This is a genomic window from Emcibacter sp., assembly GCF_963675455.1.
Classification (GTDB): Bacteria; Pseudomonadota; Alphaproteobacteria; order Sphingomonadales; family Emcibacteraceae; genus Emcibacter.
Genome location: NZ_OY776217.1, coordinates 2,268,666 through 2,291,763 on the forward strand (window position 1 = coordinate 2,268,666; position 23,098 = coordinate 2,291,763).

Here is a 23,098-nt window from a genome sequence, read left to right on the forward strand (position 1 = left end):
ATGTCCACCGAGCTTGTAACCCAAAACGAGGACAATGACGCGAAACGCGAACGTCTGACCGTCGAAGGCACGGTGCAGGGCGTCGGGTTTCGTCCGTTCGTCTTTCGCCTCGCGCAGGAGCTCGGGCTAACAGGATACGTGCGGAACACGCCGGCAGGGGTGATCATCGAGATAGAGGGAGCGGAGACACTTCTGGCGGCTTTCAAAAAAGCTTTGGAAGAACGTAAACCGGCACAGGCGCGCTTTCTGAAGCTCGAGGATACGCCGCTGACTGCGGAATATGGGAATGACTTCATCATCCGGCCGAGCGAGACGGGGGAAGAAACGACGGCACTGATGTTGCCAGACTCCGCCGTCTGTAGCGATTGTCTGCGTGAAATGAAGGACCCCTCCGACCGGCGCTACCGTTATCCCTTTATAAACTGCACCCAATGCGGGCCGCGCTTTTCGATCATCACGGCGCTGCCCTATGATCGGCCAAATACGACGATGGCGGGGTTCGAGATTTGCCAGGCCTGTCGCCGCGAGTATGACGATCCCGATAACCGCCGCCACCACGCGCAGCCGGTCGCCTGCCCGGAATGTGGTCCTCAGCTTGAATTGCGGAACGCGAAGGGCAAAACGAAAGCGCGGCGTGACGAGGCGTTGCTGAAAGCGGCACAGGCGGTGCGCGATGGTAAGATACTGGCGCTGAAGGGACTTGGCGGGTTCCACCTGGTCTGCGATGCACGTAACGCTGTTGCTGTCGCCGAGTTGCGTCGCAGCAAAAGCCGTCCCGTCAAACCCTTCGCCGTTATGTACCCGTCGCTGAATATGGCGCGGGCCGATTGCGCGATGTGTCCGGAAGAGGAAAAACTGCTGACTTCTGCGGAAGCGCCGATTGTCCTGCTGCGCAAGGATGCCAAGCCCGCCGTTGCGGAAAACGTCGCGCCCGGCAACCCGAATCTCGGCGTCATGCTGCCCTATACGCCGCTGCATCACCTGCTTATGTCCGAACTTGGCTTCCCGGTCGTCGCCACTAGCGGCAACCGCACCGATGAACCGATTTGCACAGACGAAGACGACGCCGTCTTGACCCTGAAGGATATTGCTGACGTCTTTCTGGTTCATAACCGGCCTATTTCGGGGCGCTGCGACGATTCTATCCTCCGCGTCATGCGCGGGCGCGCAACCGTGCTGCGCCGCGCGCGCGGCTATGCGCCGCTCCCGATTGTTGTGAAGCACAGTTTTGTTATGCCTGTACTCGCCGTCGGCGGACAACTCAAAAACACCGTAGCGCTGGCCGTGCACAATCGCGTCTTCATGTCGCCACACATCGGCGATCTCTATAGGCCAGAAGCCTGCGCCGCGCACCGTGCGGCGGCTGATCTGCTGTGTCGCCTTTACAACGCCGAACCGGAGAGCATCGTTCACGACCTGCATCCCGATTACAGCTCAACACGGATGGCGGAAGAGCGCGGCGGCAATGCCCTCGCCGTGCAGCACCATCATGCGCATGCGCTGTCCTGCATGGCTGAAAACGGGGTGAAGCCGCCCTGTTTGGCCGTCGCATGGGACGGTACCGGTTACGGCACGGATAACACCGTCTGGGGCGGGGAGTTTTTGAAGATCAAACCCGGCGGGTTCGAACGGGCGATGCATTTTTTGCCTTTCCCGCTGCAGGGTGGGGATGCGGCCGCGCTTGACCCGAGACGCGCCGCGCTCGGCATGCTTTACGTGCTGGGTGGCGAAGACACGTTTGACCGGGATATCGCCCTGCTGGGAGAGGATGCGTGGCTGATGAAATCCGCACTGAAAAAGAACATCAACTGCCCGCTGACCAGCAGCGCCGGGCGCATCTTCGATGCTGTCGCAGCGCTGACCGGTATTTGCTCGGAAAACGGGTTCGAGGGACAGGCGGCGATGGCGCTGGAATTCGCCGCAGACCCGGACGCGACCTCTCTCTATGACTTCAAAATCGAAGACGGGATCATCGACTGGCGGCCAATGCTGCGCGCGATACTCGGCGATATCGACACGGGGGCTAAGCCTGGCGCGGTGTCCGGGAGATTTCATGCGACGCTGGCGGCGATGATCCTGGCGGCAGCAAAATCCGTCGGTGAGGAAATGGTGTTGCTCACCGGTGGCTGTTTTCAGAACGCGCTTTTGCTCAATTGTGCCGTCGACGCCCTGGAACAGTCCGGCTTTACGGTTCACACACACCACCATGTGCCGCCAAATGACGGCGGGCTGGCGCTCGGGCAGGTCATGGCGATGGCGCACGCGTTGTAACGAAGAAGAGGATTGCAAACATGTGTCTGGCTGTACCAGGACAGATCATAAGCATCAAAGGGGATGATGCCCTCAGCCGTAGCGGGCAAGTGCGCTTCGGTGAAGCGGTGCGCGAGGCGAGCCTCGCCTTTGTGCCCGAAGCGGTAAAGGGCGACTATGTGCTGGTTCATGCCGGTGTCGCGATCAGCGTGCTGCGCGAAGACGCGGCGGCACGCACGCTCGGTTATCTGGAGGAGATTGAATGAAGTACGTCGACGAATACCGCGACCCGGAGGCCGCCCTAAAATACGTGGAAGCGATCCGTAAAACCGTGACGCGCCACTGGACGATTATGGAGGTTTGCGGCGGCCAGACGCACGCCATCGTGCGTTTCGGTATACAGGATTTGTTGCCGGAGGAAGTCGAGCTTGTGCACGGTCCCGGTTGCCCCGTCTGCGTCACGCCGCTGGAGATGATTGACAAGGCGCTCGACATCGCTGTGAGGGACGATGTTATTTTTTGCTCTTTCGGCGACATGCTGCGCGTCCCGGGATCGCGGTCCGATCTGTTGAGCGTACGGGCGGAAGGCGGCGACGTGCGCATCGTCTACACCCCGCTCGACGCCGTGAAAATCGCGACGGACAACCCGGACAAGCAGGTCGTCTTTTTCGCCGTCGGCTTTGAAACCACCGCGCCCGCCAACGCCATGTCTGTGCATATGGCGAAAACCCGCGGGCTGGATAATTTTTCCGTCCTGGTTTCCCACGTCCTCGTCCCGCCCGCAATCGAGGCAATCATGTCCGCGCCGGACACCCGTGTTCAGGGCTTCCTCGCGGCCGGGCATGTCTGCACCGTCATGGGAACAAGGGCCTACACGCCGCTGGCCGACACATACGACGTGCCCATTGTGGTCACGGGATTTGAGCCGCTGGATATCCTGCAGGGCATCTATATGTGCGTCAGGCAATTGGAGGACGGGCGCGCCGAGGTTGAAAACCAGTATGATCGCGCCGTGCGCGATGGCGGGAATACAGAGGCGCAGGCGCTGCTTGAAAAGGTCTTCCGCGTTGTGCCGCGCAAATGGCGCGGTATAGGGGAGATCGCCGAAAGCGGCTGGGCGCTGACATCGGAATATGAGGCTTTTGACGCGGAAAAACGTTTCGGCCTTGCGAACGCCGAAGTCGCGGAACCTGAAGCGTGTATCAGCGGCCTCGTGCTGCAAGGCCTGAAGAAGCCCGCCGACTGCCCGGCCTTCGGTAACGAATGCACACCCGACCATCCGCTCGGGGCGACGATGGTTTCCGGCGAGGGCGCGTGCGCCGCCTACTACCGCTATCGCAGGGAGAAGGCGGCATGACGGAAGCCAAGGCGTTTGGAATGGTCTGCCCGCTGCCCCTGAACGATCACCCACGTATCAAGCTGGCGCATGGCGGCGGCGGACGACTGATGCAGCAACTGATCGAGGATGTGTTCATCGCGGCGTTCGATAACCCCGTGCTGCGTGGCGGCCATGACGGCGCGGTGCTGGAACTGCTGCACGGGCGCAGCGTGATGACGACGGACAGCTACGTTGTGCGGCCTCTGTTCTTCCCTGGCGGCGATATAGGGGCGCTTGCCGTCAACGGCACGGTGAACGACCTTGCGATGTGCGGGGCGAAGCCGCTGTTCCTGACGGCCTCCTTCATTCTTGAAGAAGGGCTTGAGACTGAAACGCTGTGGCGTGTGGTGCGGTCCATGCGCGCCGCGGCGGATGCCGCCGGTGTGTCCATCGTCACGGGCGACACCAAGGTCGTCGAACGCGGACGCGGCGACGGCATATACATCAACACCACTGGCGTCGGCCGCATCGAGCGCGAAATTCTTGTCGCGCCGGAACGCATCGCCACGGGGGACGCGATCCTCGTCAGCGGTGATATAGGCCGACACGGTATGGCGGTAATGGGCGAGCGCGAGGGGCTGGCCTTCACCACGCCAATTGAAAGCGACTGCGCGCCGTTGTGGGCTACCGTTGATGCGATGCTGTCAGCGGAAATAGACGTCCATTGCATGCGCGATGCGACGCGTGGCGGGCTGTGCGCGGTGTTGAACGAACTGGCGAGGTCCTCCGCCCTGCAATTCGATGTCGTCGAGCGTGATATTCCCGTCTCGGAAAGCGTGCGTGGGGCCTGCGAGGTCCTCGGGCTTGATGCGCTGCAAGTTGCCTGCGAAGGCCGCTTCGTCGCTATCGTGCCGAAAAAAGACGAAGCACGGGCGCTGAAAATACTTAACGCGCAGAATGAAAGTGCCTCGGTGGTTGGGCGCGTGACGGTTGGTGAGCCTGGTATGGTGACGATTCAAACACCGATCGGTGGGCGCAGGATACTCGACATGCCCGCAGGCGAGCTCCTGCCGCGGATTTGTTGAGAAATGTTTCAGTAATGAATGCATATGCTTAGGTGACAGGTTTAAAGCGATGGAAGAAAAAACGGGAAACATGCGGGCCAAACCATCTGCCGGAGCCGGCCAGGGACTGGATCACCGTCAGGCCGTTTTGACGCTCCCCGCTTGCCCGGCATTTTCCTGTTGCGCCTTCATCCGCGCCACAGCCTGTTCCGCCGCGTCATAAAACGGAAACAGGACCAGTGTTGCCCCTTTCTCCTTTAGGATTTCCTGATCATGAAGGTGCTGTGTCGATATTGCAATACCTGCGCTGTATCGTCGTTGCTTCAGCCCTTCCAGGAGCATGAGACGCGGATCTTCATGAGTGATGCCAATCTCGCGCTGGGGCATGGCGGAGACAATCCACTTGACGCCACTTAATGGCAGGCTGGCGATAAACGCCGGATCACTTGCATCCCCATAAATGGCCTCATGCCCCTGTGCCCGCCAGTGGCGAACCTCATCCGGATTGAAATCCACAGCCAGCACACTAAATTCCTGTCGCTGCAAATAGTGGGCTATAGCTTTGCCGTAACGACCCAGACCAAAGAGGACGACATCGTATCTCCCTTTCGCCTTATGTTGTTGTTCGAGTTTTTCCTCACGGTAGGGCATTTTACGCTCGAATACGTCGAGCCATGGCTCCAATTTGCTGTAAAGGCTGTGGGAATAAGTGATCATATAGACCGAGAGGGAGATCGTAATCAAGCCTACCAGAGTTACCAATCCCAGCGACTCCGGAGAGACATGCCCCAGCGTCAGCCCCATCGCCATAAAGATGAGAGAAAATTCGCTGATCTGGGCGACGGTCAGGCCAGCCAGAAAACCAGTGCGTTTTCTATATCCCATCAAGCTCATAATGATCATCACGATTAGCGGGTTGCCGATGAGCACAGAGACAGAGAAGGCCAAGGCGGGGGCGATTTGTGCGCCAAGCAAGCCAAGATCGAGCTGCGAACCCAGCGCAATGAAGAAAAACAACAGCAGAAAATCCCGCAGAGAGGAAAGGCGCGCCACGATGGCTTCGCGAAAAGGTGTGGAGGCCAGAGATATGCCGGCGAGCAAGCCCCCCAACTCTTTACTGAAGCCGAGTTCGCTGCCAATGGCGGCCAGAAGCGCCGCCCAGCCAATGGCAAAAATTATCAATAGTTCTTGCGAGTGGGCAATACGGTTTACAATCGGTATCGCCAGGTAGCGAATAAAAAGAAGAATGAAGCCCAGCATCATAAGGCCATAGAGCAGAACGGTGCCGATATGTACGAACACCGAACCGTCAGTCCCCTCCTGGGCCCCCACACCGAAGGCGGACAGGCCCATCATCGCCAACACGACGACAAGGTCTTGAACAATCAGAAAGCCGATTGCGATCCGTCCGTGGAGGGAATCGACTTCGCGTTTATCTGAAAGCAATTTGACGATGATGATGGTGCTGGAGAAGGTCAGCGCCACGGCGACATAGAGCGAGGTGACCGTATCCAGCCCCAGCGCAAGCCCGACGAGAAAGCCGATCACCGAGGTGAACGTCACTTGCCCCAGCCCTGTTGCCAGCGCTACGGGGCCGAGGGTACGGATCAGCTTCAGATCCAGCTTGAGGCCGACCAGAAACAGCAGCACGGCAATGCCCAGCTCTGCCAGCAGCTCGATATGTTCATGCGATTGCACAATCCCGAGGGCGGAGGGGCCGGCCAGTACCCCAACCGCAATGAAGCTGACGATCATCGGCTGGCGCAATAACAACCCCACGGAGCCGATGACTGCGGCCAGGGCAATGAGCGCCGTCAGCTCATAAAACGGCGAGGCGTGCAGGAAGCTAAGATCGGGCATTATCATTCGTCACTTTTTGTGATGCCCGAAGGCGAATCTGTTTTTCGGTTTCGATGATCGCGAACAGGGCCACGCCGACGCCGACAATCAGCATGCCATCCAGGAACGGGATGGGCTCTGTGGCAAAGACCGTCTGCAAGAGCGGAAGATATGTAATGGCGAATTGCGCGGCAGTAATGACGATGACCACAGTCCAGACCATTTTTGTTCCGCGCACAGCTCTCCATGTCAGCGAAGTGCCATAGATATTCCGGATAAAGAACAGGTGAAATATTTCCATCACGACCAGTGTGTTGAGAGCAATGGTACGGGCGAGATCTACCGAATACCCCCGGTCAACAGCATAGTGATACATGCCGAACACGCCGCAAAGAAACAGCAACGATACCAGAACGATATGCCAGACCAGACCGCCGGTTAGCAGTGGTTCATCACGTGGACGCGGCGGGCGGCGCATGGTGCTTTCTTCGGTTGGTTCAAACGCAAGCGCGATGCCCAGTGTAACAGCGGTAATCAGATTGACCCATAGAATCTGGACCGGTGTTATCGGCAGCGTCATCCCGGCCAGCAACGCCACGATGATGGTCATCGCCTCGCCAGCGTTGGTGGGAAGCGTCCAGCTTATGACCTTCTTGATGTTGTCGTAAACGGTGCGACCTTCACGCACGGCGGCGGCAATGGAAACGAAATTGTCATCCGCCAGCACCAGTTCCGCCGCTTCCTTGGCAGCTTCACTGCCTTTCATACCCATGGCGATGCCAGCATCGGCGCGTTTCAGGGCGGGGGCGTCATTCACTCCATCCCCCGTCATTGCTACGGTCATGTCATGTGACTGAAGCGCCATAACCAACCGCAGCTTATGTTCGGGGCTGGTACGGGCAAAGATGTCACACTCCAACACAGCCTGACGCAGTTCAGCGTCATCCAGAGCGTCAAGGTCGCTCCCGGTCAGAACCTTATCCGGGTTTCGCAGCCCGATTTGCCTGCCGATAGCAGCAGCGGTCTTTGCATGGTCGCCGGTAATCATTTTCACACGAATGCCTGCGCCATGGCACTCCTCAACTGCCGCAATTGCTTCTGTACGCGGCGGATCAATCATCCCCGTCATACCCAGAAGGGTAAGTGTGTCTTCAACATCACCATGTTCGAGAACGGTATGTTCCGATTTCACTGGCTTCACGGCAAAGGCGAGCACACGTTGACCGAGCGCGGCGATGGACTCGACTTTTCCCTGCCAGTAGTCAATATCCAGCGTTTCCGTGTTTCCATTCATACCGCGCTGATCCTGGCACATGGTGAGTATCTGCTCCGGCGCGCCTTTGACAAACACGTACGCATGGCGTTCATGGTCATGATTCAGCGTCGCCATAAAGCGGTGCCTGGCATCAAACGGGATGGCGTCGGTGCGTGTCCACCCGGCCTGTATTTTGCGGACATCCACATCCATTTTCTCGGCAAAGGCAAGGAGCGCCCCTTCCATCGGGTCACCCTCCACTGTCCATACACCGTCTTGCTCACGTAAAAACGCATCATTGCATAGTGTAGCGGCACGGGCGAGTTCTTCCAGCACTGCATGCTCGGTCGGTGCCACATGCGCATCTTCCAGCTTGAGAAGTCCTTTGGGCGCGTATCCATCGCCTTCCAGGGCGAAAAGATGCCGATGGGTGAGTACGGAGGCCACCATCATCTCGTTGCGTGTGAGCGTGCCGGTTTTGTCGGTGCAGATAACGGAAACAGATCCCAGCGTCTCAATTGCAGGCAAGCGCCGCACAATGGCGTTACGTCGCGCCATGGCCTGAACGCCGATCGCCAGCGTAATAGTCAGTACGGCCGGTAAACCTTCGGGGATCGCGGCGACTGATAGCCCAACTACCGCCATGAACATCTCTGTGAATTCATGGTGTCCGACAAAATAGCCATAAATCAACAACATCGCTGCGATCAGCAGAATAAGGATGGTCAGCCATTTAGCAAAGACACCCATCTGAGCTACAAGCGGTGTGGTCAGTGTTTCAACTGCTGAAAGCATTCCGCTGATACGTCCGATCTCGGTCCGGCGGCCAGTGCCGATGACGATCCCTTTACCCTGGCCGGTCGTCACCAAAGTACCGGAAAATACCATGCAGGACCGATCACCCAGAGAGACGTCTTCCGCAACCGGTTTTGAATGTTTCTCGGCAGCTACTGACTCGCCTGTCAGGATGGCCTCTTGCACCGACATGCCATGCGCGGTTAGCAAACGCAGGTCGGCGGGCACCTTGTCTCCTGCCTCAAGTAAAACAATGTCTCCGGGAACGAGCGCATCACCCTCTATGCTCTGTCTTCTTCCATTACGAAGTACATTGGCGCGGGGCGCCAGCATATGGCGGATTGCGTCCATGGCTTTTTCCGCCTTGCCTTCCTGAATGAAGCCGATAACCGCATTGGCGACAACCACAGTCAGAATTACACCGGTGTCTACCCAGTGGCCGAGTATCGCTGTAATGATAGCGGAGCCAAGCAGTACGTAGATCAGGATATGGTGAAAATGCTGCAGAAAACGTATGAGAATGCTACGTCGCGCGGCAACCGGCAGGCGGTTGGGGCCATATTCCGCTAGCCGCTTTGTTGCTTCGTCCTCAGACAGCCCGTCTGGTGATGCATTAAGACGTTCCAGCGTGTTTTCTACTGAAAATGTATGCCATGCTGTTTGTGTGTGGTCGGCGTCAGGATTTTCCATTTTTACCCTCAACTGTCAATATGCCTTCACTGGCGAGACAAAACCTTGCGGTTTAAGCGCCATTAGCGAGCAGGAAAGATTCTGTACGATATTTTCAGCCGTATTCCCAATGATGAAGCCGGGGATGCCGGTACGCGCGACCGTACCCATCACCAATATGTCTATCTTATGGTCTTTTACGAAAGAAGGTATGCATTGCTCTGCCATGCCGCGCAGGTGATGTACCTGACGATTGCCAGAAATACCGGATGCCTCGATCAATCTTTCAAGTGCAGCACGATGTTGATGTTGCGTCTCAAGAACCGCTTCGGCAATGTCCTCATCTGATATTTTCACCCAGACGCTGTGACGAAGAAAGGACTCAAATTCATAGTCCCAACAAGAAATGATATGCAATTTGCCGTTGCAGCTATCGGCCAGGGAACGAGATAGCTCCAGCATGCGCTTCGACAGATTTTCTGCCGCCGGCTCAGAGCTTTCCGGATCAATGGCTACTGCAACCTTAATATCCTCTCTTGAATGTGAGATGGGGCGGCATAACCACACAGCACAGGGAGATTTACGCAGCAGGTCCATGTCGAGAGCTTTAAAGCCACTCCCGCCGAGTTTAGGAGGTTCCGCCTCTTTAATCAGCAGGTCGTGACCGTGCTGAAAAATATACTGGATTATCTTTGTCGAAGGGTTTTTATCGCTGATGAGCTCAATAGAAATGTTGACAGCATCTTCAAGTTTAATCGCGTCTTTTGTATAGCGTATTGACGCTTCGGTCTGGGTGACAAGAGACTCTTCGTATTTCTTCCGGTAATCAGGAAACTCCTCCGGAAACTCCGGGCATACAACCAGTATGCTGAGAGGTGTCCCGTTGTTGCGAGCGAGACTCAGTGCCTGCTTCAGGCTCTCGGTTTCGTCGGAAGTTCCGTGACTGATATAAAGCGGATTATGGTAGTGGCGCATGTGAAGCCCCTTAGTTCCGATTGCCTTAATGCATCATAGAATCAGAATTGGTTAAGGTAAACGAAAACTCGGTTGAGTGACACTCGGCAAACATCATAGATGACGGAGGTATGAGGAGCTAGGGCAGTTTGGAATACTAAGCCGTAAGACGCAATAAATCAGAATATAAGTTAAAATAAAGCCCCGGCCCTGACATTATAAAAATACCATAATAACAATGTAGTAGATGAGTTATTATTTTTTGGAATGGGTTATCTGTTTTCAGCGGGAATGCACTTGGTGACTCATGCTCCCCGTGCCGTTGCAGATACGTCTGTGGATGATGTTATCCAGAATCTGCTCTGACTTCTTATGCCACTGGATTTTTTTTGCCTTGGTTATTTCAACGCAATGGTGGGACGCCGGGGTAGAAGGTTTTGGTGTGGGTGGTGGTTTGTATCGCCCCGGGAACTCAGCCCGGACGGATCCACAGTGGATCGGGAAGGATTTTTGTGGAATGCCCAGTGGGGCGGGAGCAGGGTTGTGCGCTATAGCCCCGAGGGGGATATTGACCTGATTCTTGAGTTATCAGTCAGTCAGCCTACCTGTGTTGCTTTTGGCGGCAGTGACTTGTCTTTGCTGTTTGTGACCACAGCGCGGGCAGATCTGTCGGAAGGGCAATTGACCGCCGAACCGGATGCAGGACATTTACTGGTTTATAAGACTAATGTGGCTGGTCTTGAGGAAGTATGGGCAGAACTCCCGTCTTGACAAGACACCCGGTTATGACCTTAAAGTCTGGCCTGAGATTTCAATCATGGAAAAAATATGATGAGCCCTTCTGATGACATTCTTTCATCATCATTGATATGCGAGTTACAGTCGGATCTGGCGGAATGCCTTGGGCTGTCCCGGGAAACCCCACTGGTAAACCCTTATCAGCAGCTGTCCTATCGCCTGCTGAACAAAATCAAGTCAGGGACGTTATCCGTTGACCAGATCAACGAGACCGTGAGTACCTTGGGGGCCCAGGGTTTTGTCAGCCGGGGCCGGCGGGCACGATCTTATCTGAAGGAAACCGATGCAGATAAAAACCGCAAGGGCCTTGTCGATTGTTTCAAAAGGATCGGAGAGGGGAAAAGCTTCGCTGAATTCCAGAACCTTGTCAGCAGGGAAATCGCAGGAATTGTCATTACCGGCCATCCCACTTTCGGCTTCAGTCATGACCAATATGACCTGCTTTCCGGCCTGATAGATGGCTCCCGGCCGGAACAGGAGATTCTCCGGAAATTCACGTCCTGTACAGCCCGCCCTGATGACGGCCTGTCGCTGCAGTATGAGTTTGGGCAGTCCGAACGGGCGCTCATGAACCTTCAGCACGCCATTGGCTGTCTGTATGGGGCGGTTGTGGATGTTGCGCGGAATCTTTATCCAGATGACTGGCGCACACTGGACCTGAAACTGGTGACGGCGGCCAGTTGGGTCGGTTTCGACGTGGATGGCCGGGATGATATTACCTGGATGGACAGTGTGGAGTTTCGTTTCCGGATGGCGCTTGAGCAATGTCAGCACTATCTCGGCCAATGGCAGGCGCTGGCAATCGAGGATGGTTCCACGATTGCCGATCTGCTGGGCAATCTGAAAGATATGTTTGACGAGGATATCGCTCACCTGCCCGGGACTGCGGGAAAAATAGAACCGGTTCGCGCCTTTGGCCGCCACATGGTCGAGAGCCGCGCCGCTCGCGGGGACCTGATGTCCCGCGTGCTTGAAGAGCTTGATCATCTGATAGCAGATATTGGAGATGAGGACAGGGTTGCCCGCCTGCTGGTTTTTCGCGGGCTTTTTGCCAACTTCCGGACCGGCTTTTCCCATATCCATTTCCGTCTGAATGCGGTTCAGCTCCATAATGCGATCCGGCCAATTGTCGCCCTGGAGAAGGATCCCGATGATGCGACCAGCCGCCGTCGTTATATGACTGCGGCCAGCAAGTTTCTCGATCGCATCAAAACGCAGACTACCGGGTTTGAAACCATTTTGCATGAACAGACGACGGCCCGGCGGCTGTTTATGATTATTGCCCAGATCCTGAAATATATCGATCCGGAAACCCCGATCCGTTTCCTGATTGCCGAATGTGATACACCGTTCACCGTCCTGTCTGCGCTCTGTTATGCCCGTTTGTTCGGGGTCGATGACAAGGTCGATATTTCGCCCCTGTTCGAGACAGATCAGGCCCTGGCGCGCGGGGCCGAGGTGATTGAGGAGCTGCTGGAAAATCCGCATTATTTTGCCTATGTCAAAAAACGCGGGCGCCTGTGTGTCCAGGCCGGCTATTCCGATGCCGGCAGATATCTGGGGCAGGTCGCGGCCGGTCTTGCCATTGAACGCCTGCGTATCAAGCTGATCAAACTCTGGACCAAATTCGATCTGGAGGATGTAGAGCTGGTTATTTTCGATACCGGCGGCGAAAGTCTCGGCCGGGGAGCTCATCCTGAAGGTTTTGGCGGGCGCCTTGATTATTTTCATTCCCCGGAAGCCAGGCGTCAGGTTGAAAAACACAAAATTGACTATAAGCAGGAATTCAGCCTGCAGGGTGGAGACGGGTATCTCTGGCTGCATACGCCGGACCTGGCGCTGGCGACCCTGTCGCGGGTGATGGAAAACCTGTTGTCGTCGGTGGATTATACCCCTGATCCCTTTTATGAGAATACGGACTGGTCGCTGGACTTTTTCCTGACTGTCAAAGGCTATAACAACCAGATTTCCGCAAACACCGATTTCATGCGGCTGATTTCCATATTAGGGACCGATATTTCTTATCCATCCGGTTCCCGCATGACGGTCCGGCAGGATGAGGGAGTCATCAGCCGGCCGCTGGAAAAACTTTCCCAGATCAGGGCCATTCCCAACAATATGCTGCTGCATCAGCTTGGTTATCTGGCCAACAGTCTCGGCGGTGTGGGAACGGCATTGCTTCAGGATGATTACGGTTTCTGGAAGATGTATCAAAACTCACCGCGCCTGCGCCATATCATGACCTTGGTGACGGCGTCTCTGGATGTGACGGATGAGGACTTCCTCGGCGCCTATACCTCCCTGTTCCGGCCGCGCTACTGGATGCATTCCGCCCGCTACGAGGAGGAAAGCCATGATCATGACCGTATGCTCCGATTGGCCAAGATGCTGGAAAAACATGGAGTTTACGAAGGACTGAACCGTATTGAACTAACCTTGCGTGAAGATCTGATGTATCTGCGGGACGGCATCAAGGGGCGGGATGTTCCGTCCGCTCCCTACAGCCTGAGTGAAGAGGAGCGTACATCCTGTACGTTACTGCATGTGGTGCGGATGGCCCTTGTTCAGAAGATATTCCTGCTGATCACTAGAATTCCCCGCTTCAGGGATCACAAGGGATTAAGTGTGGACGACCTGGTCCTGCGCATCCTGCGGTTCCAGGTGTTGCCGACACTTGATCTGCTCAGGGAAATTTTCCCCCTGGAAGGAGCCTATGAGATTGATCCCGAAAACCCGGAAAAGATTACCTTTGCCGGGGATGACGCCCACGGGTACGAGTATGAGAACCGGGAAATCTTTGACGAAATCGAACAGGCCTACGATCAGCTTCGGAAAATTTCCCAGGCTTTGTCGGCTTACATCGGGGCGTTCGGATAAGAAAACATATCCGGGGAAATTTTATTTACCGTTTCTCCAAGTCTACTGCCAAATGTCTTATGCCGGGATTTGACGGAGTGACACAATAAAATACATTGAAAAATGCGCAAAAGGTGCGCACTTTTCATCTTAACATACTGAGTTATTTGTGATTTTTGGTGGAGACTGTGGCGGCGCCATCATCAATCATTGCGACCATCATAGCGTTTCCAGTTATGGGTAAACGCTGTGAGATCTTATTAGGATGAAAAAAAGCGCGGAGTTCGCTGACCCCGCGCTTTTTGACTGGTTGGGATAATGCTATTCTCAGAAGTGATAACCTACAGTCACGCCCCATTCACGGGGCCTGCCCCAGGTGCCGTCCACCAGGCCGATGCTGCCGATATCGGCCCAGCCGCTCATGATATAATATTCGTCAGTCAGGTTGCGTCCAAAAACAGAGACCGACAGGCCAGTTTCCACAAAATCAAGGGTTATCCCTCCGTTGAGCAAGCCGTAGCCGTCCTGGATCAGTCCGGGGGTATTGGTGGCGTCATTGGCAAATTCAGTGCGGTAGGAATAGTCGCCGCGGAAAACGAGTTCAGCGGAATCGCTCAGGGGAAGCATATATTCTGCCGCAATATTGAAGGACCATTCCGGAGTGTCGACGAACATATCATCAAGGGTCACCAGGGTGCCGGGCTCCAAGCTGTCATATCCGGCATCCAGATAACCGATGCCGCCCATGAGGGTCAGGGCCTCTGTCGGACGAGCCGTAAACTCCACCTCAAATCCCTTGATGGTCGCTTCAGCGGCATTCTGGGTAAAGGGCTCGCCGTTCTGGACCGCGCTCACCTGGATGTTGGTATAATCGGAATAGAAGGCGGAAATATTCAGGCGCAATCTGCGATCGAACAGTTCCGACTTGATACCGAATTCATAGGAGGTGACCTCTTCCTCATCAAATGAGATGGGGGCCGGACGGGGTGAAAGATAACGGGCATTAAAACCGCCGCTTTTGAAGCCCTCGGAATAGGACAGGTAAGTCATGACATCGTCATTCCAGCGATATTCCAGGTTCAGGTGCGCCGACAGATTGTCGAATTCTTTCTCGTCATCTGTATCAGTGAGCTGGTAGAAAGCGTCCGGGATCGGCGCACCTTCCGGCAACAGCTGGGCAAGTTCAAAGAACATGGACTGTACATTGACGTATTTTTTCTCGTGTGTGTAACGCAACCCGGCCGTCAGGGTGAACTGCTCCGTAAAGTGGTAGCTGGTGTGCAGGAAGGCTGCATAGCTTTTGTTGTCGATGCTGTCGGGGCCGCCACCGGAGGCGCCGCCGTTCACGATGCCCAGCAGACGCTCCTTGTCCGCACCGTCGGGCAGGCTGAGCGCCATGGCTTCAAGGCCGGGATTCTGGAACAGACCGGGTACAATCGGCACAACGGCGTAGTTATAGGACTGTTCTTCGAAATAAAGAGCGCCAAACAGCCAGTCCAGCTTGTCATCAAAGGCGGTGCCGGTGATGTTGAATTCCTGACTGAATTGTTCGTGTTCGATTTCGTTGGCGGTTCCCTGGATGATCAGCGGGGAATGGTCCGCGTCCCGGCCGAAACTCATATCCATATCCCGGTAAGCGGTGATGGATTTGACATCAATGCCGGCGATATTCCAGTCCAGGGTCATGGATATACCGTAAATATCATATTCGGATCCAATCCTGTCGGATGTGCCGTAATCCATCACACCGCCCACATCAAGGCTGTCGACCACAAACCTGTCATCAAAAATCCCGCTTGGATCCGTGGCGACAAATATGTTGTTTAAAATGATCAGTTGGGCGTCGGGGTTGATCGCAATCAGGGATTCGACCGGGGAATCTTCATCCGCTGTGCTCCAGTCGCCGGAAAGGGTGATGTCCAGACTATCGGTTACATCCCAGTACAGGGTGGCGCGGGCGCTGGTGCTGTCCTTGCCGCCGAGGCTTACGCCGTCCGCACGATAGGCAAAGCCGTCCCGGCTCTGGCTGTTGCCGGACAGGCGAAGGGCCACTTTGTCTTCATTTAGCGGGATGTTGATCATGCCGTTGATATCGATTCTGTCGAACCGGCCATAGGTGGCGCTGACCTTGCCTTCAAAGTCTGCCCCGGGTTTTTTGGTGGTTACACTGACGGCGCCGCCGATCGTGTTCTTGCCGAAAAGGGTACCCTGTGGTCCGCGAAGAACCTCAATCCGCTCTACGTCAAGAAGGTCAAGAACGCCGCCTACCGAACGGGCCAGATAAACGCCGTCAATATAGACACCGACACCGGGGTCCACATTATGATTGAAGTCGGTCTGACCCACGCCGCGGATGAAAATAACAGCGGCGTTACTGCTGCCGGATAACGGGGCCGTGAAATCAAACTGCATGTTGGGGGTGTAGTCGGAAATTTCAGAGACATCAGTAATGCCGCGGGCTTCCATGTTGTTGCCGGTGAAGGCGGCCACGGAGACAGGTGTGTCCTGCAGGTTTTCCGAAACTTTCCGGGCGGTAACCGTGATTTCCTCAAGTATGATTTCCTCAGCGCTTGTTTCTGACGCAAACGGTCCTGTCACAAAATTTGGCAGGACAGCAGCCGTCACAAGAAGACTGGTTTTTGTCAGATTTCTGACTGGGGATTTTTTTAACAACTTCATATTTATCTCCCTGGGGCCTCCCGGGCCACTATGTTACAAAATTAACCTACTTTTTTGATTCTTGGATTTTCTGTCGCTCTGTTACGGGTCGACAAAGAACCGGAATGCCCGGTATTGAGCCAGTTTTGGCGGCTGGAGAGTAGCCCGTCATAGAATGCAATATCCCTTGAGTGAATAAAAAACCCCAACATTCAGCATTTCTTTCTCGACTTGTGGGAATGAAACTTCAGGGATTCAGACGGTAACTCACCGAAATGTTTTTTGTAGTCTGCCGAGAAGCGGCTTAGATGATTGAAATTATATTCCAGGGCCAGTTCAGTGATGGTACTGGCGGCCAGTTCTCCCGAGGTCAGTTTTTCCCTGATTTTCTCGAGCCGCACTTTTTTCAGATAAGCCATGGGCGCCATATGTTTATACCTCTCGAAAGTTTTATATAGCACCCTGATACTCAGGCCGGAGACATCGGTAAGATCATTCATGGTGATGTCTTCTGTCAGGTTCTCGTGAATGAACCGGTCTACCTTGCGGATGGATATCGGCACCGCATGAGGACCCATGTGGGACAGCATGTGGCTGTAGTTATTCGGGATGGCCTGGAGGAATGCCCGGAGGAACAATGTTTCGACAGGGGTCGACAGGTGATCTGACTCCAGCAGACTGGAGTGGCTGGAATTGAGTTCCTGACAGAAGAAACTGACCAGCCGGTAGAGGCTTGCAACATTCTCCGACGACATATCGACTTTGCTTCCGAATTCAACGGGCTTCCGTATGGGGGAGCCGATAAGTTCGGTCATAAAGGCATCCAGCCGTTCCTTTTCGATTCTGACGATTATTTTCCGGCAATCTTCGGAATAGAAGAAACTCTCGGGATGAAAGGGATTAACGATAACGGCTGTATCGCGGGTTGCAGTGAAGTTCCCATAGCCGGTTTGCACGCCGCATTCTCCATCCAGAATAAATTGTAGATGATAATAGTTTGCCGGTTTTGTCGCTGATACAACGACCTCTTCACCAAAATAAAGATAATTGAAGGAGATCTTCTCAATTTGCTTGTGGCTGAGAGTAGCCCGCCGGTTGCGTTCAGGGGAGGGACCGCTGACCACGCGCAGGTAATGTTCCCCGACCAGGGAGTTCACATATTTTGAGACTTCCCTGGGATGGGCATTGCGCAGGATTGAATGATTGTAAAGTAAATGGCCCATGTCGGTCTTTCCAAAACAGATCAAGCGCAAACTCGAAAGCTTCGGTCTGGCGCCGTCTAAAAAACTGTCGTATAATATACTAGAATATAAGTATACAAGAATTTATGAATCCTTGTCAAGCAACCAGAGGGTCAGTCATAACCTCTTTCATTTACAAAGAGTTATACAGGATTTGCCGGCCCGGTTTCTGTTGTAAATAACGAGTCAAAAACGGATAGGCGATTCCATAACAGGATATTTGTGGCGCCGGTTTCTGGCTAGTTTTGGTGAAATCACACCTGATAGGGTGAAGATATGAAATTCAAAAAGGACTCCGGCTGAGCTCGATCCCCGGGTGGATGTGCAAGCCTGCGATTCTGGTCTGGAGAGCTGCAATGGACGTACAGGTTTATTTCAATTTCCGTAGCCCCTATTGCTACCTGGCGTCCCGCACCATGTTTGATGTTATCGAGCAAGCAGGAAACAGGCTGGTCTGGCGTCCTCTTGGCGGGTGGTACGGGCGAACACCGCAGGATCATCCCCGCCTGCAGGACAAGGTTCGTATTGCCCGCCAGGATCTGGGGCGTATTGCCCGTAAGAAAGGTTTTATTTTCTGTCCGCCGCCAAAGGACTGCGATCCTACCCTGCCTGCTCTGGGGTCTCTCTATGCCGGGAAGGTGGGAAAGCTGAGGCTCTATGTCGAGACGGTCATGCTGAAGGAATGGGGCGAAGGTCTTGATGTCGGACGGGAAGATATCCTTGTCGAACTGGCCTGTGGCATCGGTCTGGACGGGGAAGAGTTCAAGGCAGCCCTGCATAGCGAGGAGGGGCAGGATCAACTGTCCTGCAACTGGCAGGAGGCTGTGACAAAAGGGGTGATCGGTGTGCCGACCTTTGTGGCCAATGACCAGATTTTCTGGGGACATGACCGCCTGGGCTGGCTTCGGGATTATCTGGATGAGCAGGCCGGGGCGTGACCTCAATGGAGAGGATCTGGACAATAAGTCTCGACGACAGTTCGGAAAGTTTTCGGTGTCGTGGAAATGAAGCGATTTTGGCGGCAGCAGAGCGGCAGGGACGCAGGGAGATTGAAATAGGGTGCCGGCGCGGCGGCTGCGGCTTCTGCAGGATAAAGGTTTTATCCGGTAGCTACCGGCTGGGGCCCATGAGCCGGAGCAAGGTCAGTCGGGAAGAGGAGACAAGCGGTATTGTTCTGGCCTGCCGGTTGTATCCGGAAAGCGACCTGAGGATCAGGACCGCAAATTTTTGAGTAAGAAAATTATAGGAAAAAGGAGACAGCAGGATGGCAGTAACAGGAGTGCTTCGACCGGGTTTTTGTCAGTTGAGGGTACTGGATATGGAGGAATCTCTTATCCATTACCGGGACTATATTGGCCTTGATGAAGTTTGTCGTGAAAAGGATGGACGGGTTTATCTGAAAGCCAGTGATGAGTTTGATCATCATAGCATTATTTTGCGTCCGGCGGATGAGCCGGGAATGGACTGTATGGGCTTCAAGGTTCTTGATGACACAGTATTGAACGATATCTCGGCACAGTTGAAAGATCGTGGCCTGGATGTGGAGGAAATTGCGGCCGGCGAACAGCCGGGTCTTGGCCGGCGTATCCGTTTTCAGGCGCCCATGGGGCATTATTTTGACTTTTATGCCGAGATGGAAAGATCCGACAACGGACCGATGGTGCAGGACCCTCATGTCTGGGTAGATCCGCCCAGAGGTATGCGTCCGATCCGGTTTGACCATTGTCTTCTTTATGGTGATGCATTGGATGAAACCATGGAAATTTTCCGTGATGTTCTGGGATTCAGTGTGTCTGAAGTTATCCGTGTCAATGATGGCACGATCAATGCCTATTTCCTGAGCTGTAGCACCAAGGCCCATGATATTGCCCTGATCAGATATCCTGAAAAGGGTAAATTCCATCATTGCTCCTTCCTTCTGGAGGACTGGAATGATGTTGGCCATGCAGCAGACATCATGACCCGCTATGACATCTCTGTAGATATTGGGCCGACCCGGCACGGCATTACCCGCGGCCAGACCATTTATTTCTTTGATCCCAGCGGCAACCGCAACGAGGTCTTTGCCGGTGGTTATGCCTTTTATCCTGACAATCCGGTTAGGGAATGGTGTGAGGATGAAGTGGGGCGCGCCATTTTCTATTACGAGCGTCAGCTCAACGACCGCTTTATGGGCGTTGTAACTTGACAATGCTTCCTACGGCATTGGGGTGGTTCCCGTTTCTCCCATAACGGGAACCACCTTTTTTTCTTATTGGCACTGAAGGAGTGATCATGTCACACAGGGAAATTCTTCACTTTATTGACGGTGACTATACGGCCGGGACTTCCGGCGCTGTTTTTGACAATATTTGTCCGGTGGACGGCAGCCTCATCGGCCGGGTTTACGAAGGCAAGCGGGATGAAGTGGATGCGGCGGTCAAGGCCGCCCGCGCCGCCCTGAAGGGGCCCTGGGGACGCATGACCGTTGATGAACGGGTCAGGCTTCTGTACCGGGTGGCGGACGGTATTAACGCCCGCTTTGACGAGTTTCTCGAGGCCGAATGCCTGGATACCGGCAAGCCGAAGAGCCTGGCCAGCCATATCGATATTCCCCGCGGCGCAGCCAATTTCAAGGTCTTTGCCGATGTGATCAAGAATGTGCCCACCGAAGGTTTCTTCCTGGAAACGCCGGACGGGGCCGGGGCGCAGAACTATGGCGTCCGCACTCCCAAGGGGGTGATCGGGGTGATTTCGCCCTGGAACCTGCCGCTGTTGCTGATGACCTGGAAAGTGGGACCGGCGCTGGCCTGCGGTAATACGGTGGTGGTCAAACCGTCTGAAGAAACGCCGCTGACCACAACCCTGCTCGGTGAAGTGATGAACGAGGCCGGGGTGCCCAAAGGGGTATTCAATGTGGTGCATGGCTTCGGGCCGGACAGCGCCGGGGCGTATCTGACCGAACATCCGGGGGTCGACGCCATCACCTTTACCGGCGAGACCCGGACCGGCACCGCCATCATGAAAGCGGCTGCCGAGGGGGTGCGGGATGTGTCCTTTGAGCTTGGCGGCAAGAACCCGGCCATTGTCTTTGCCGACTGCGACATGGACAAGGCCATCGAGGGCACCATGCGCTCAGTCTTCGCCAACTGCGGCCAGGTCTGCCTGGGCACGGAACGGGTGTTTGTGGAGCGCCCCATATTCGATGAGTTTGTCGCGCGCCTGAAGCAGGGCGCGGAAGGGCTGAAGCTCGGCCGTCCCGAGGATGAGACGGTCAATCTGGGGCCGCTGATCAGCAGGGAACATCAGCAGAAGGTGCTGGGCTATTACAACCTGGCCCGGGAGCTGGGCGCCACGGTGGTGACCGGCGGCGGCATCCCCGGCTTGCCGGAAGAGCTTGAGAATGGCGCCTGGGTGGAGCCGACGATCTGGACCGGTCTCGGGGATGACAGTGCGATCATGAAAGAGGAGATATTTGGTCCCTGCTGTCATATCAGTCCCTTTGATACGGAAGAGGAAGTGATCGGGCGGGCCAATGATACGGTCTACGGCCTGGCGTCCTCGGTATGGACGGAGAACCTGTCCCGCGGCCACCGGGTGGCGGCAAAGATCGACTGCGGCATTTGCTGGGTCAACAGCTGGTTCCTGCGTGATCTGCGTACCGCTTTCGGCGGCAGCAAACAGTCCGGCATCGGCCGGGAAGGCGGGGTGCACAGCCTTGAATTTTATACCGAACTCAGAAATATCTGCATGAAGTTGTGAGGATGATATGACGGAACAGAATGACATTAAGAAAGCTGCACTCATGTTGCGGGAGGCGGCTGAACACAAACGTCCCTGCAGACCGCTTCATGAAGTTCTGGGACGAAATGATATTGAAACCGGGTATGCCATCCAGAATGAAAATACTGAATACTGGCTGGCGCAGGGGCGGAAACCGATTGGATGCAAGGCCGGTCTGACAGCTCCGGCTGTGCGAAAACAGCTTGGTGTCAGTCAACCTGATTTCGGTATTCTATTCTCAGATATGGCCTATTGCGACGGTGAGGACATTTCTCTGTCCAGCCTTCTTCAACCCCGGATCGAAGGTGAAATCGCTTTCGTGCTGGGGCAAACGCTGGATGATGAGAAACTGACTTTGGCGGATGTCTTCAGTGCCATAGACTATGCTGTTTGTGCCATCGAAGTGGTGGATTCCAGAATTGCCGACTGGAATATCCGGATTTTGGATACTGTGGCCGACAATGCCTCTTCAGGTGTGTATGTACTGGGCAGCGAGCCGCGAACGTTAACAGATTTCGATCCACGTCTCTGTGGCATGGTGATCGAACACAAAGGTGAACCGCTTGCCACCGGGGCCGGAGCAGCCTGCCTCGGCAATCCGCTTACCGCGGTGCACTGGCTTGCTCGAACAATGGCAAAGGTTGGGAGGCCCCTTCAAAAAGGAGACACGTTGCTGTCTGGCTCCCTCGGGCCTCTCGTTAATGTCGGGGTCGGGGTATATGAGTTGAGGGTCAATGGACTGGGATCTGTCCGGGCTTCGTTTGTAAATGGCGAGAGAGGAGCTTAAAGAGGTGAACCTGAATCAAATTGCAGAACTGGTAGATACAGCAGCCCTTGACGCCAATGAAATCCCCCAGCTTTCACAAGCCGGCAGTGAGCTCACCCTTGAACAGGCCTATGAAGTTCAGGCGCTGTCGCTGAAAAGGCGCTATGAAAGAGGTGAAGTTCCCTTGGGAATTAAAATGGGGTTCACATCCCGGGCCAAGATGGTGCAGATGGGGCTGGATGAAATGATCTGGGGACGTCTGACCGACAAGATGTTGATTGAAGATGGCGGCGAGATCGACCTTGAGGATTACGTTCACCCCCGGGTCGAACCGGAAATCGCTTTTCTGATGAAACGGGATCTGTCAGGAAAAGTCAGTCCTCTTCAGGCCCTGGAGGCAGTGGAGGCTATTGCGCCGGCCATCGAGATTATCGACAGCCGTTATAAAGCCTTCAAGTTCAATCTTCCTGATGTGGTAGCGGACAATACATCTTCCTCCAGTCTGGTGGTTGGTCAATGGGCGCGGCCGGATATGGAGATTTCCAATCTGGGTATGGTGATGGAGTTTGACGGCAAGACAGTGGAAATCGGTTCTTCCGCTGCGATTCTCGGGCATCCTGTTCGAGCACTTGCCGGGGCATCAGCTCTACTCGCTGAACAGGGACTCGCATTGAAAGCCGGCTGGATACTGATGGCGGGTGGAGCGACGGCTGCAGTGCCGCTGATGCCAGGTATAAATGTGCGGTTGTCCGTTCAGAACCTGGGGCGGGTCAATTTCTCTGTGAAGGCGGCTCAGGTATAACTTTCAGGGGAATAACGGAATCAATGAGACCTATCCCCGGAAGTGCCGGGGATTGGTCTCAATATTTATTG

Annotated in this window: 17 protein-coding genes; 12 read left to right on the forward strand and 5 right to left on the reverse strand. The window is 54.9% G+C overall.

Annotated features, from left to right (window positions below):
* From hypF to hypE, 4 genes are read left to right on the forward strand one after another with little or no spacing between them, the layout of a single operon-like run.
* Nucleotides 1-2,271, forward strand: coding sequence for a carbamoyltransferase HypF (hypF, locus tag ACORNT_RS10535; RefSeq protein WP_321390215.1), 2,271 nt, complete (start codon nucleotides 1-3; stop codon nucleotides 2,269-2,271).
* Nucleotides 2,272-2,291: 20 nt separating this feature from the next.
* Entirely contained in the window at nucleotides 2,292-2,516 is a 225-nt protein-coding gene (locus ACORNT_RS10540; protein WP_321390219.1) for a HypC/HybG/HupF family hydrogenase formation chaperone, read from the forward strand.
* A complete protein-coding gene (gene hypD, locus ACORNT_RS10545) occupies nucleotides 2,513-3,607 on the forward strand; it encodes a hydrogenase formation protein HypD (protein ID WP_321390222.1) in 1,095 nt (364 codons plus the stop codon). Before ACORNT_RS10540 ends, hypD begins: the two co-directional genes overlap by 4 nt.
* Nucleotides 3,604-4,653 (forward strand): hydrogenase expression/formation protein HypE, encoded by a 1,050-nt coding sequence (gene hypE / locus ACORNT_RS10550; RefSeq protein WP_321390224.1) that lies wholly within the window; start codon nucleotides 3,604-3,606, stop codon nucleotides 4,651-4,653. The genes hypD and hypE overlap by 4 nt, the downstream gene beginning before the upstream one ends.
* Nucleotides 4,654-4,770: 117 nt before the next feature.
* On the opposite strand, the gene ACORNT_RS10555 is transcribed toward hypE, so the two are convergent.
* The 3 genes from ACORNT_RS10555 to ACORNT_RS10565 are packed head-to-tail and all read right to left on the reverse strand — an operon-like array spanning nucleotide 4,771 to nucleotide 10,165.
* Entirely contained in the window at nucleotides 4,771-6,492 is a 1,722-nt protein-coding gene (locus ACORNT_RS10555; RefSeq protein ID WP_321390226.1) for a cation:proton antiporter, read from the reverse strand.
* Nucleotides 6,479-9,211, reverse strand: a complete 2,733-nt coding sequence (locus ACORNT_RS10560; RefSeq protein ID WP_321390228.1) for a cation-transporting P-type ATPase — start codon at nucleotides 9,209-9,211, stop codon at nucleotides 6,479-6,481. Before ACORNT_RS10560 ends, ACORNT_RS10555 begins: the two co-directional genes overlap by 14 nt.
* Before the next feature lie 15 nt (nucleotides 9,212-9,226).
* Nucleotides 9,227-10,165, reverse strand: a complete 939-nt coding sequence (locus ACORNT_RS10565) for a universal stress protein (RefSeq protein ID WP_321390231.1) — start codon at nucleotides 10,163-10,165, stop codon at nucleotides 9,227-9,229.
* A 390-nt stretch (nucleotides 10,166-10,555) separates the two neighbouring features.
* Between ACORNT_RS10565 and ACORNT_RS10570 the strand changes: the two genes are divergently transcribed.
* Nucleotides 10,556-10,915 (forward strand): SMP-30/gluconolactonase/LRE family protein, encoded by a 360-nt coding sequence (locus ACORNT_RS10570; protein WP_321398072.1) that lies wholly within the window; start codon nucleotides 10,556-10,558, stop codon nucleotides 10,913-10,915.
* Nucleotides 10,916-10,972: 57 nt separating this feature from the next.
* The gene (locus ACORNT_RS10575) at nucleotides 10,973-13,819 is read left to right on the forward strand and encodes a phosphoenolpyruvate carboxylase (RefSeq protein WP_321390233.1); all 2,847 of its coding nucleotides are present in this window, start codon (nucleotides 10,973-10,975) and stop codon (nucleotides 13,817-13,819) included.
* A gap of 306 nt (nucleotides 13,820-14,125) precedes the next feature.
* On the opposite strand, the gene ACORNT_RS10580 is transcribed toward ACORNT_RS10575, so the two are convergent.
* Nucleotides 14,126-16,477: a TonB-dependent receptor gene (locus tag ACORNT_RS10580; protein ID WP_321390236.1), complete on the reverse strand. Its 2,352-nt coding sequence runs from the start codon at nucleotides 16,475-16,477 to the stop codon at nucleotides 14,126-14,128.
* A 191-nt stretch (nucleotides 16,478-16,668) separates the two neighbouring features.
* Nucleotides 16,669-17,679 (reverse strand): AraC family transcriptional regulator, encoded by a 1,011-nt coding sequence (locus ACORNT_RS10585; protein WP_321390239.1) that lies wholly within the window; start codon nucleotides 17,677-17,679, stop codon nucleotides 16,669-16,671.
* 374 nt (nucleotides 17,680-18,053) lie between these two features.
* Here ACORNT_RS10585 and ACORNT_RS10590 point away from each other — a divergent pair, with 374 nt between their 5' ends.
* From ACORNT_RS10590 to ACORNT_RS10615, 6 genes are all read left to right on the forward strand, one after another.
* Nucleotides 18,054-18,635: a 2-hydroxychromene-2-carboxylate isomerase gene (locus ACORNT_RS10590; protein ID WP_321390242.1), complete on the forward strand. Its 582-nt coding sequence runs from the start codon at nucleotides 18,054-18,056 to the stop codon at nucleotides 18,633-18,635.
* A gap of 5 nt (nucleotides 18,636-18,640) precedes the next feature.
* Nucleotides 18,641-18,928: a 2Fe-2S iron-sulfur cluster-binding protein gene (locus tag ACORNT_RS10595; RefSeq protein WP_321390245.1), complete on the forward strand. Its 288-nt coding sequence runs from the start codon at nucleotides 18,641-18,643 to the stop codon at nucleotides 18,926-18,928.
* 33 nt (nucleotides 18,929-18,961) lie between these two features.
* Nucleotides 18,962-19,885 (forward strand): catechol 2,3-dioxygenase, encoded by a 924-nt coding sequence (locus ACORNT_RS10600; protein ID WP_321390248.1) that lies wholly within the window; start codon nucleotides 18,962-18,964, stop codon nucleotides 19,883-19,885.
* A gap of 86 nt (nucleotides 19,886-19,971) precedes the next feature.
* Nucleotides 19,972-21,438 carry a 2-hydroxymuconic semialdehyde dehydrogenase gene (locus ACORNT_RS10605; protein ID WP_321390250.1) on the forward strand — a complete coding sequence of 489 codons (1,467 nt, stop codon included), beginning with the start codon at nucleotides 19,972-19,974 and terminating at the stop codon, nucleotides 21,436-21,438.
* A 7-nt stretch (nucleotides 21,439-21,445) separates the two neighbouring features.
* The gene (locus ACORNT_RS10610) at nucleotides 21,446-22,246 is read left to right on the forward strand and encodes a 2-keto-4-pentenoate hydratase (RefSeq protein ID WP_321390252.1); all 801 of its coding nucleotides are present in this window, start codon (nucleotides 21,446-21,448) and stop codon (nucleotides 22,244-22,246) included.
* A gap of 4 nt (nucleotides 22,247-22,250) precedes the next feature.
* Entirely contained in the window at nucleotides 22,251-23,027 is a 777-nt protein-coding gene (locus ACORNT_RS10615; protein WP_321390256.1) for a 2-keto-4-pentenoate hydratase, read from the forward strand.
* Nucleotides 23,028-23,098 lie beyond the last annotated feature (71 nt).

Bases quoted from the DNA above. Each gene is read 5' to 3' on its own strand.
- hypF (WP_321390215.1), top strand. From the start codon at position 1: ATGTCCACCGAGCTTGTAACCCAAAACGAGGACAATGACGCGAAACGC.
- ACORNT_RS10540 (WP_321390219.1), top strand. From the start codon at position 2,292: ATGTGTCTGGCTGTACCAGGACAGATCATAAGCATCAAAGGGGATGAT.
- hypD (WP_321390222.1), top strand. From the start codon at position 2,513: ATGAAGTACGTCGACGAATACCGCGACCCGGAGGCCGCCCTAAAATAC.
- hypE (WP_321390224.1), top strand. From the start codon at position 3,604: ATGACGGAAGCCAAGGCGTTTGGAATGGTCTGCCCGCTGCCCCTGAAC.
- ACORNT_RS10555 (WP_321390226.1), bottom strand. From the start codon at position 6,492: ATGCCCGATCTTAGCTTCCTGCACGCCTCGCCGTTTTATGAGCTGACG.
- ACORNT_RS10560 (WP_321390228.1), bottom strand. From the start codon at position 9,211: ATGGAAAATCCTGACGCCGACCACACACAAACAGCATGGCATACATTT.
- ACORNT_RS10565 (WP_321390231.1), bottom strand. From the start codon at position 10,165: ATGCGCCACTACCATAATCCGCTTTATATCAGTCACGGAACTTCCGAC.
- ACORNT_RS10570 (WP_321398072.1), top strand. From the start codon at position 10,556: ATGGTGGGACGCCGGGGTAGAAGGTTTTGGTGTGGGTGGTGGTTTGTA.
- ACORNT_RS10575 (WP_321390233.1), top strand. From the start codon at position 10,973: ATGATGAGCCCTTCTGATGACATTCTTTCATCATCATTGATATGCGAG.
- ACORNT_RS10580 (WP_321390236.1), bottom strand. From the start codon at position 16,477: ATGAAGTTGTTAAAAAAATCCCCAGTCAGAAATCTGACAAAAACCAGT.
- ACORNT_RS10585 (WP_321390239.1), bottom strand. From the start codon at position 17,679: ATGGGCCATTTACTTTACAATCATTCAATCCTGCGCAATGCCCATCCC.
- ACORNT_RS10590 (WP_321390242.1), top strand. From the start codon at position 18,054: ATGGACGTACAGGTTTATTTCAATTTCCGTAGCCCCTATTGCTACCTG.
- ACORNT_RS10595 (WP_321390245.1), top strand. From the start codon at position 18,641: ATGGAGAGGATCTGGACAATAAGTCTCGACGACAGTTCGGAAAGTTTT.
- ACORNT_RS10600 (WP_321390248.1), top strand. From the start codon at position 18,962: ATGGCAGTAACAGGAGTGCTTCGACCGGGTTTTTGTCAGTTGAGGGTA.
- ACORNT_RS10605 (WP_321390250.1), top strand. From the start codon at position 19,972: ATGTCACACAGGGAAATTCTTCACTTTATTGACGGTGACTATACGGCC.
- ACORNT_RS10610 (WP_321390252.1), top strand. From the start codon at position 21,446: ATGACGGAACAGAATGACATTAAGAAAGCTGCACTCATGTTGCGGGAG.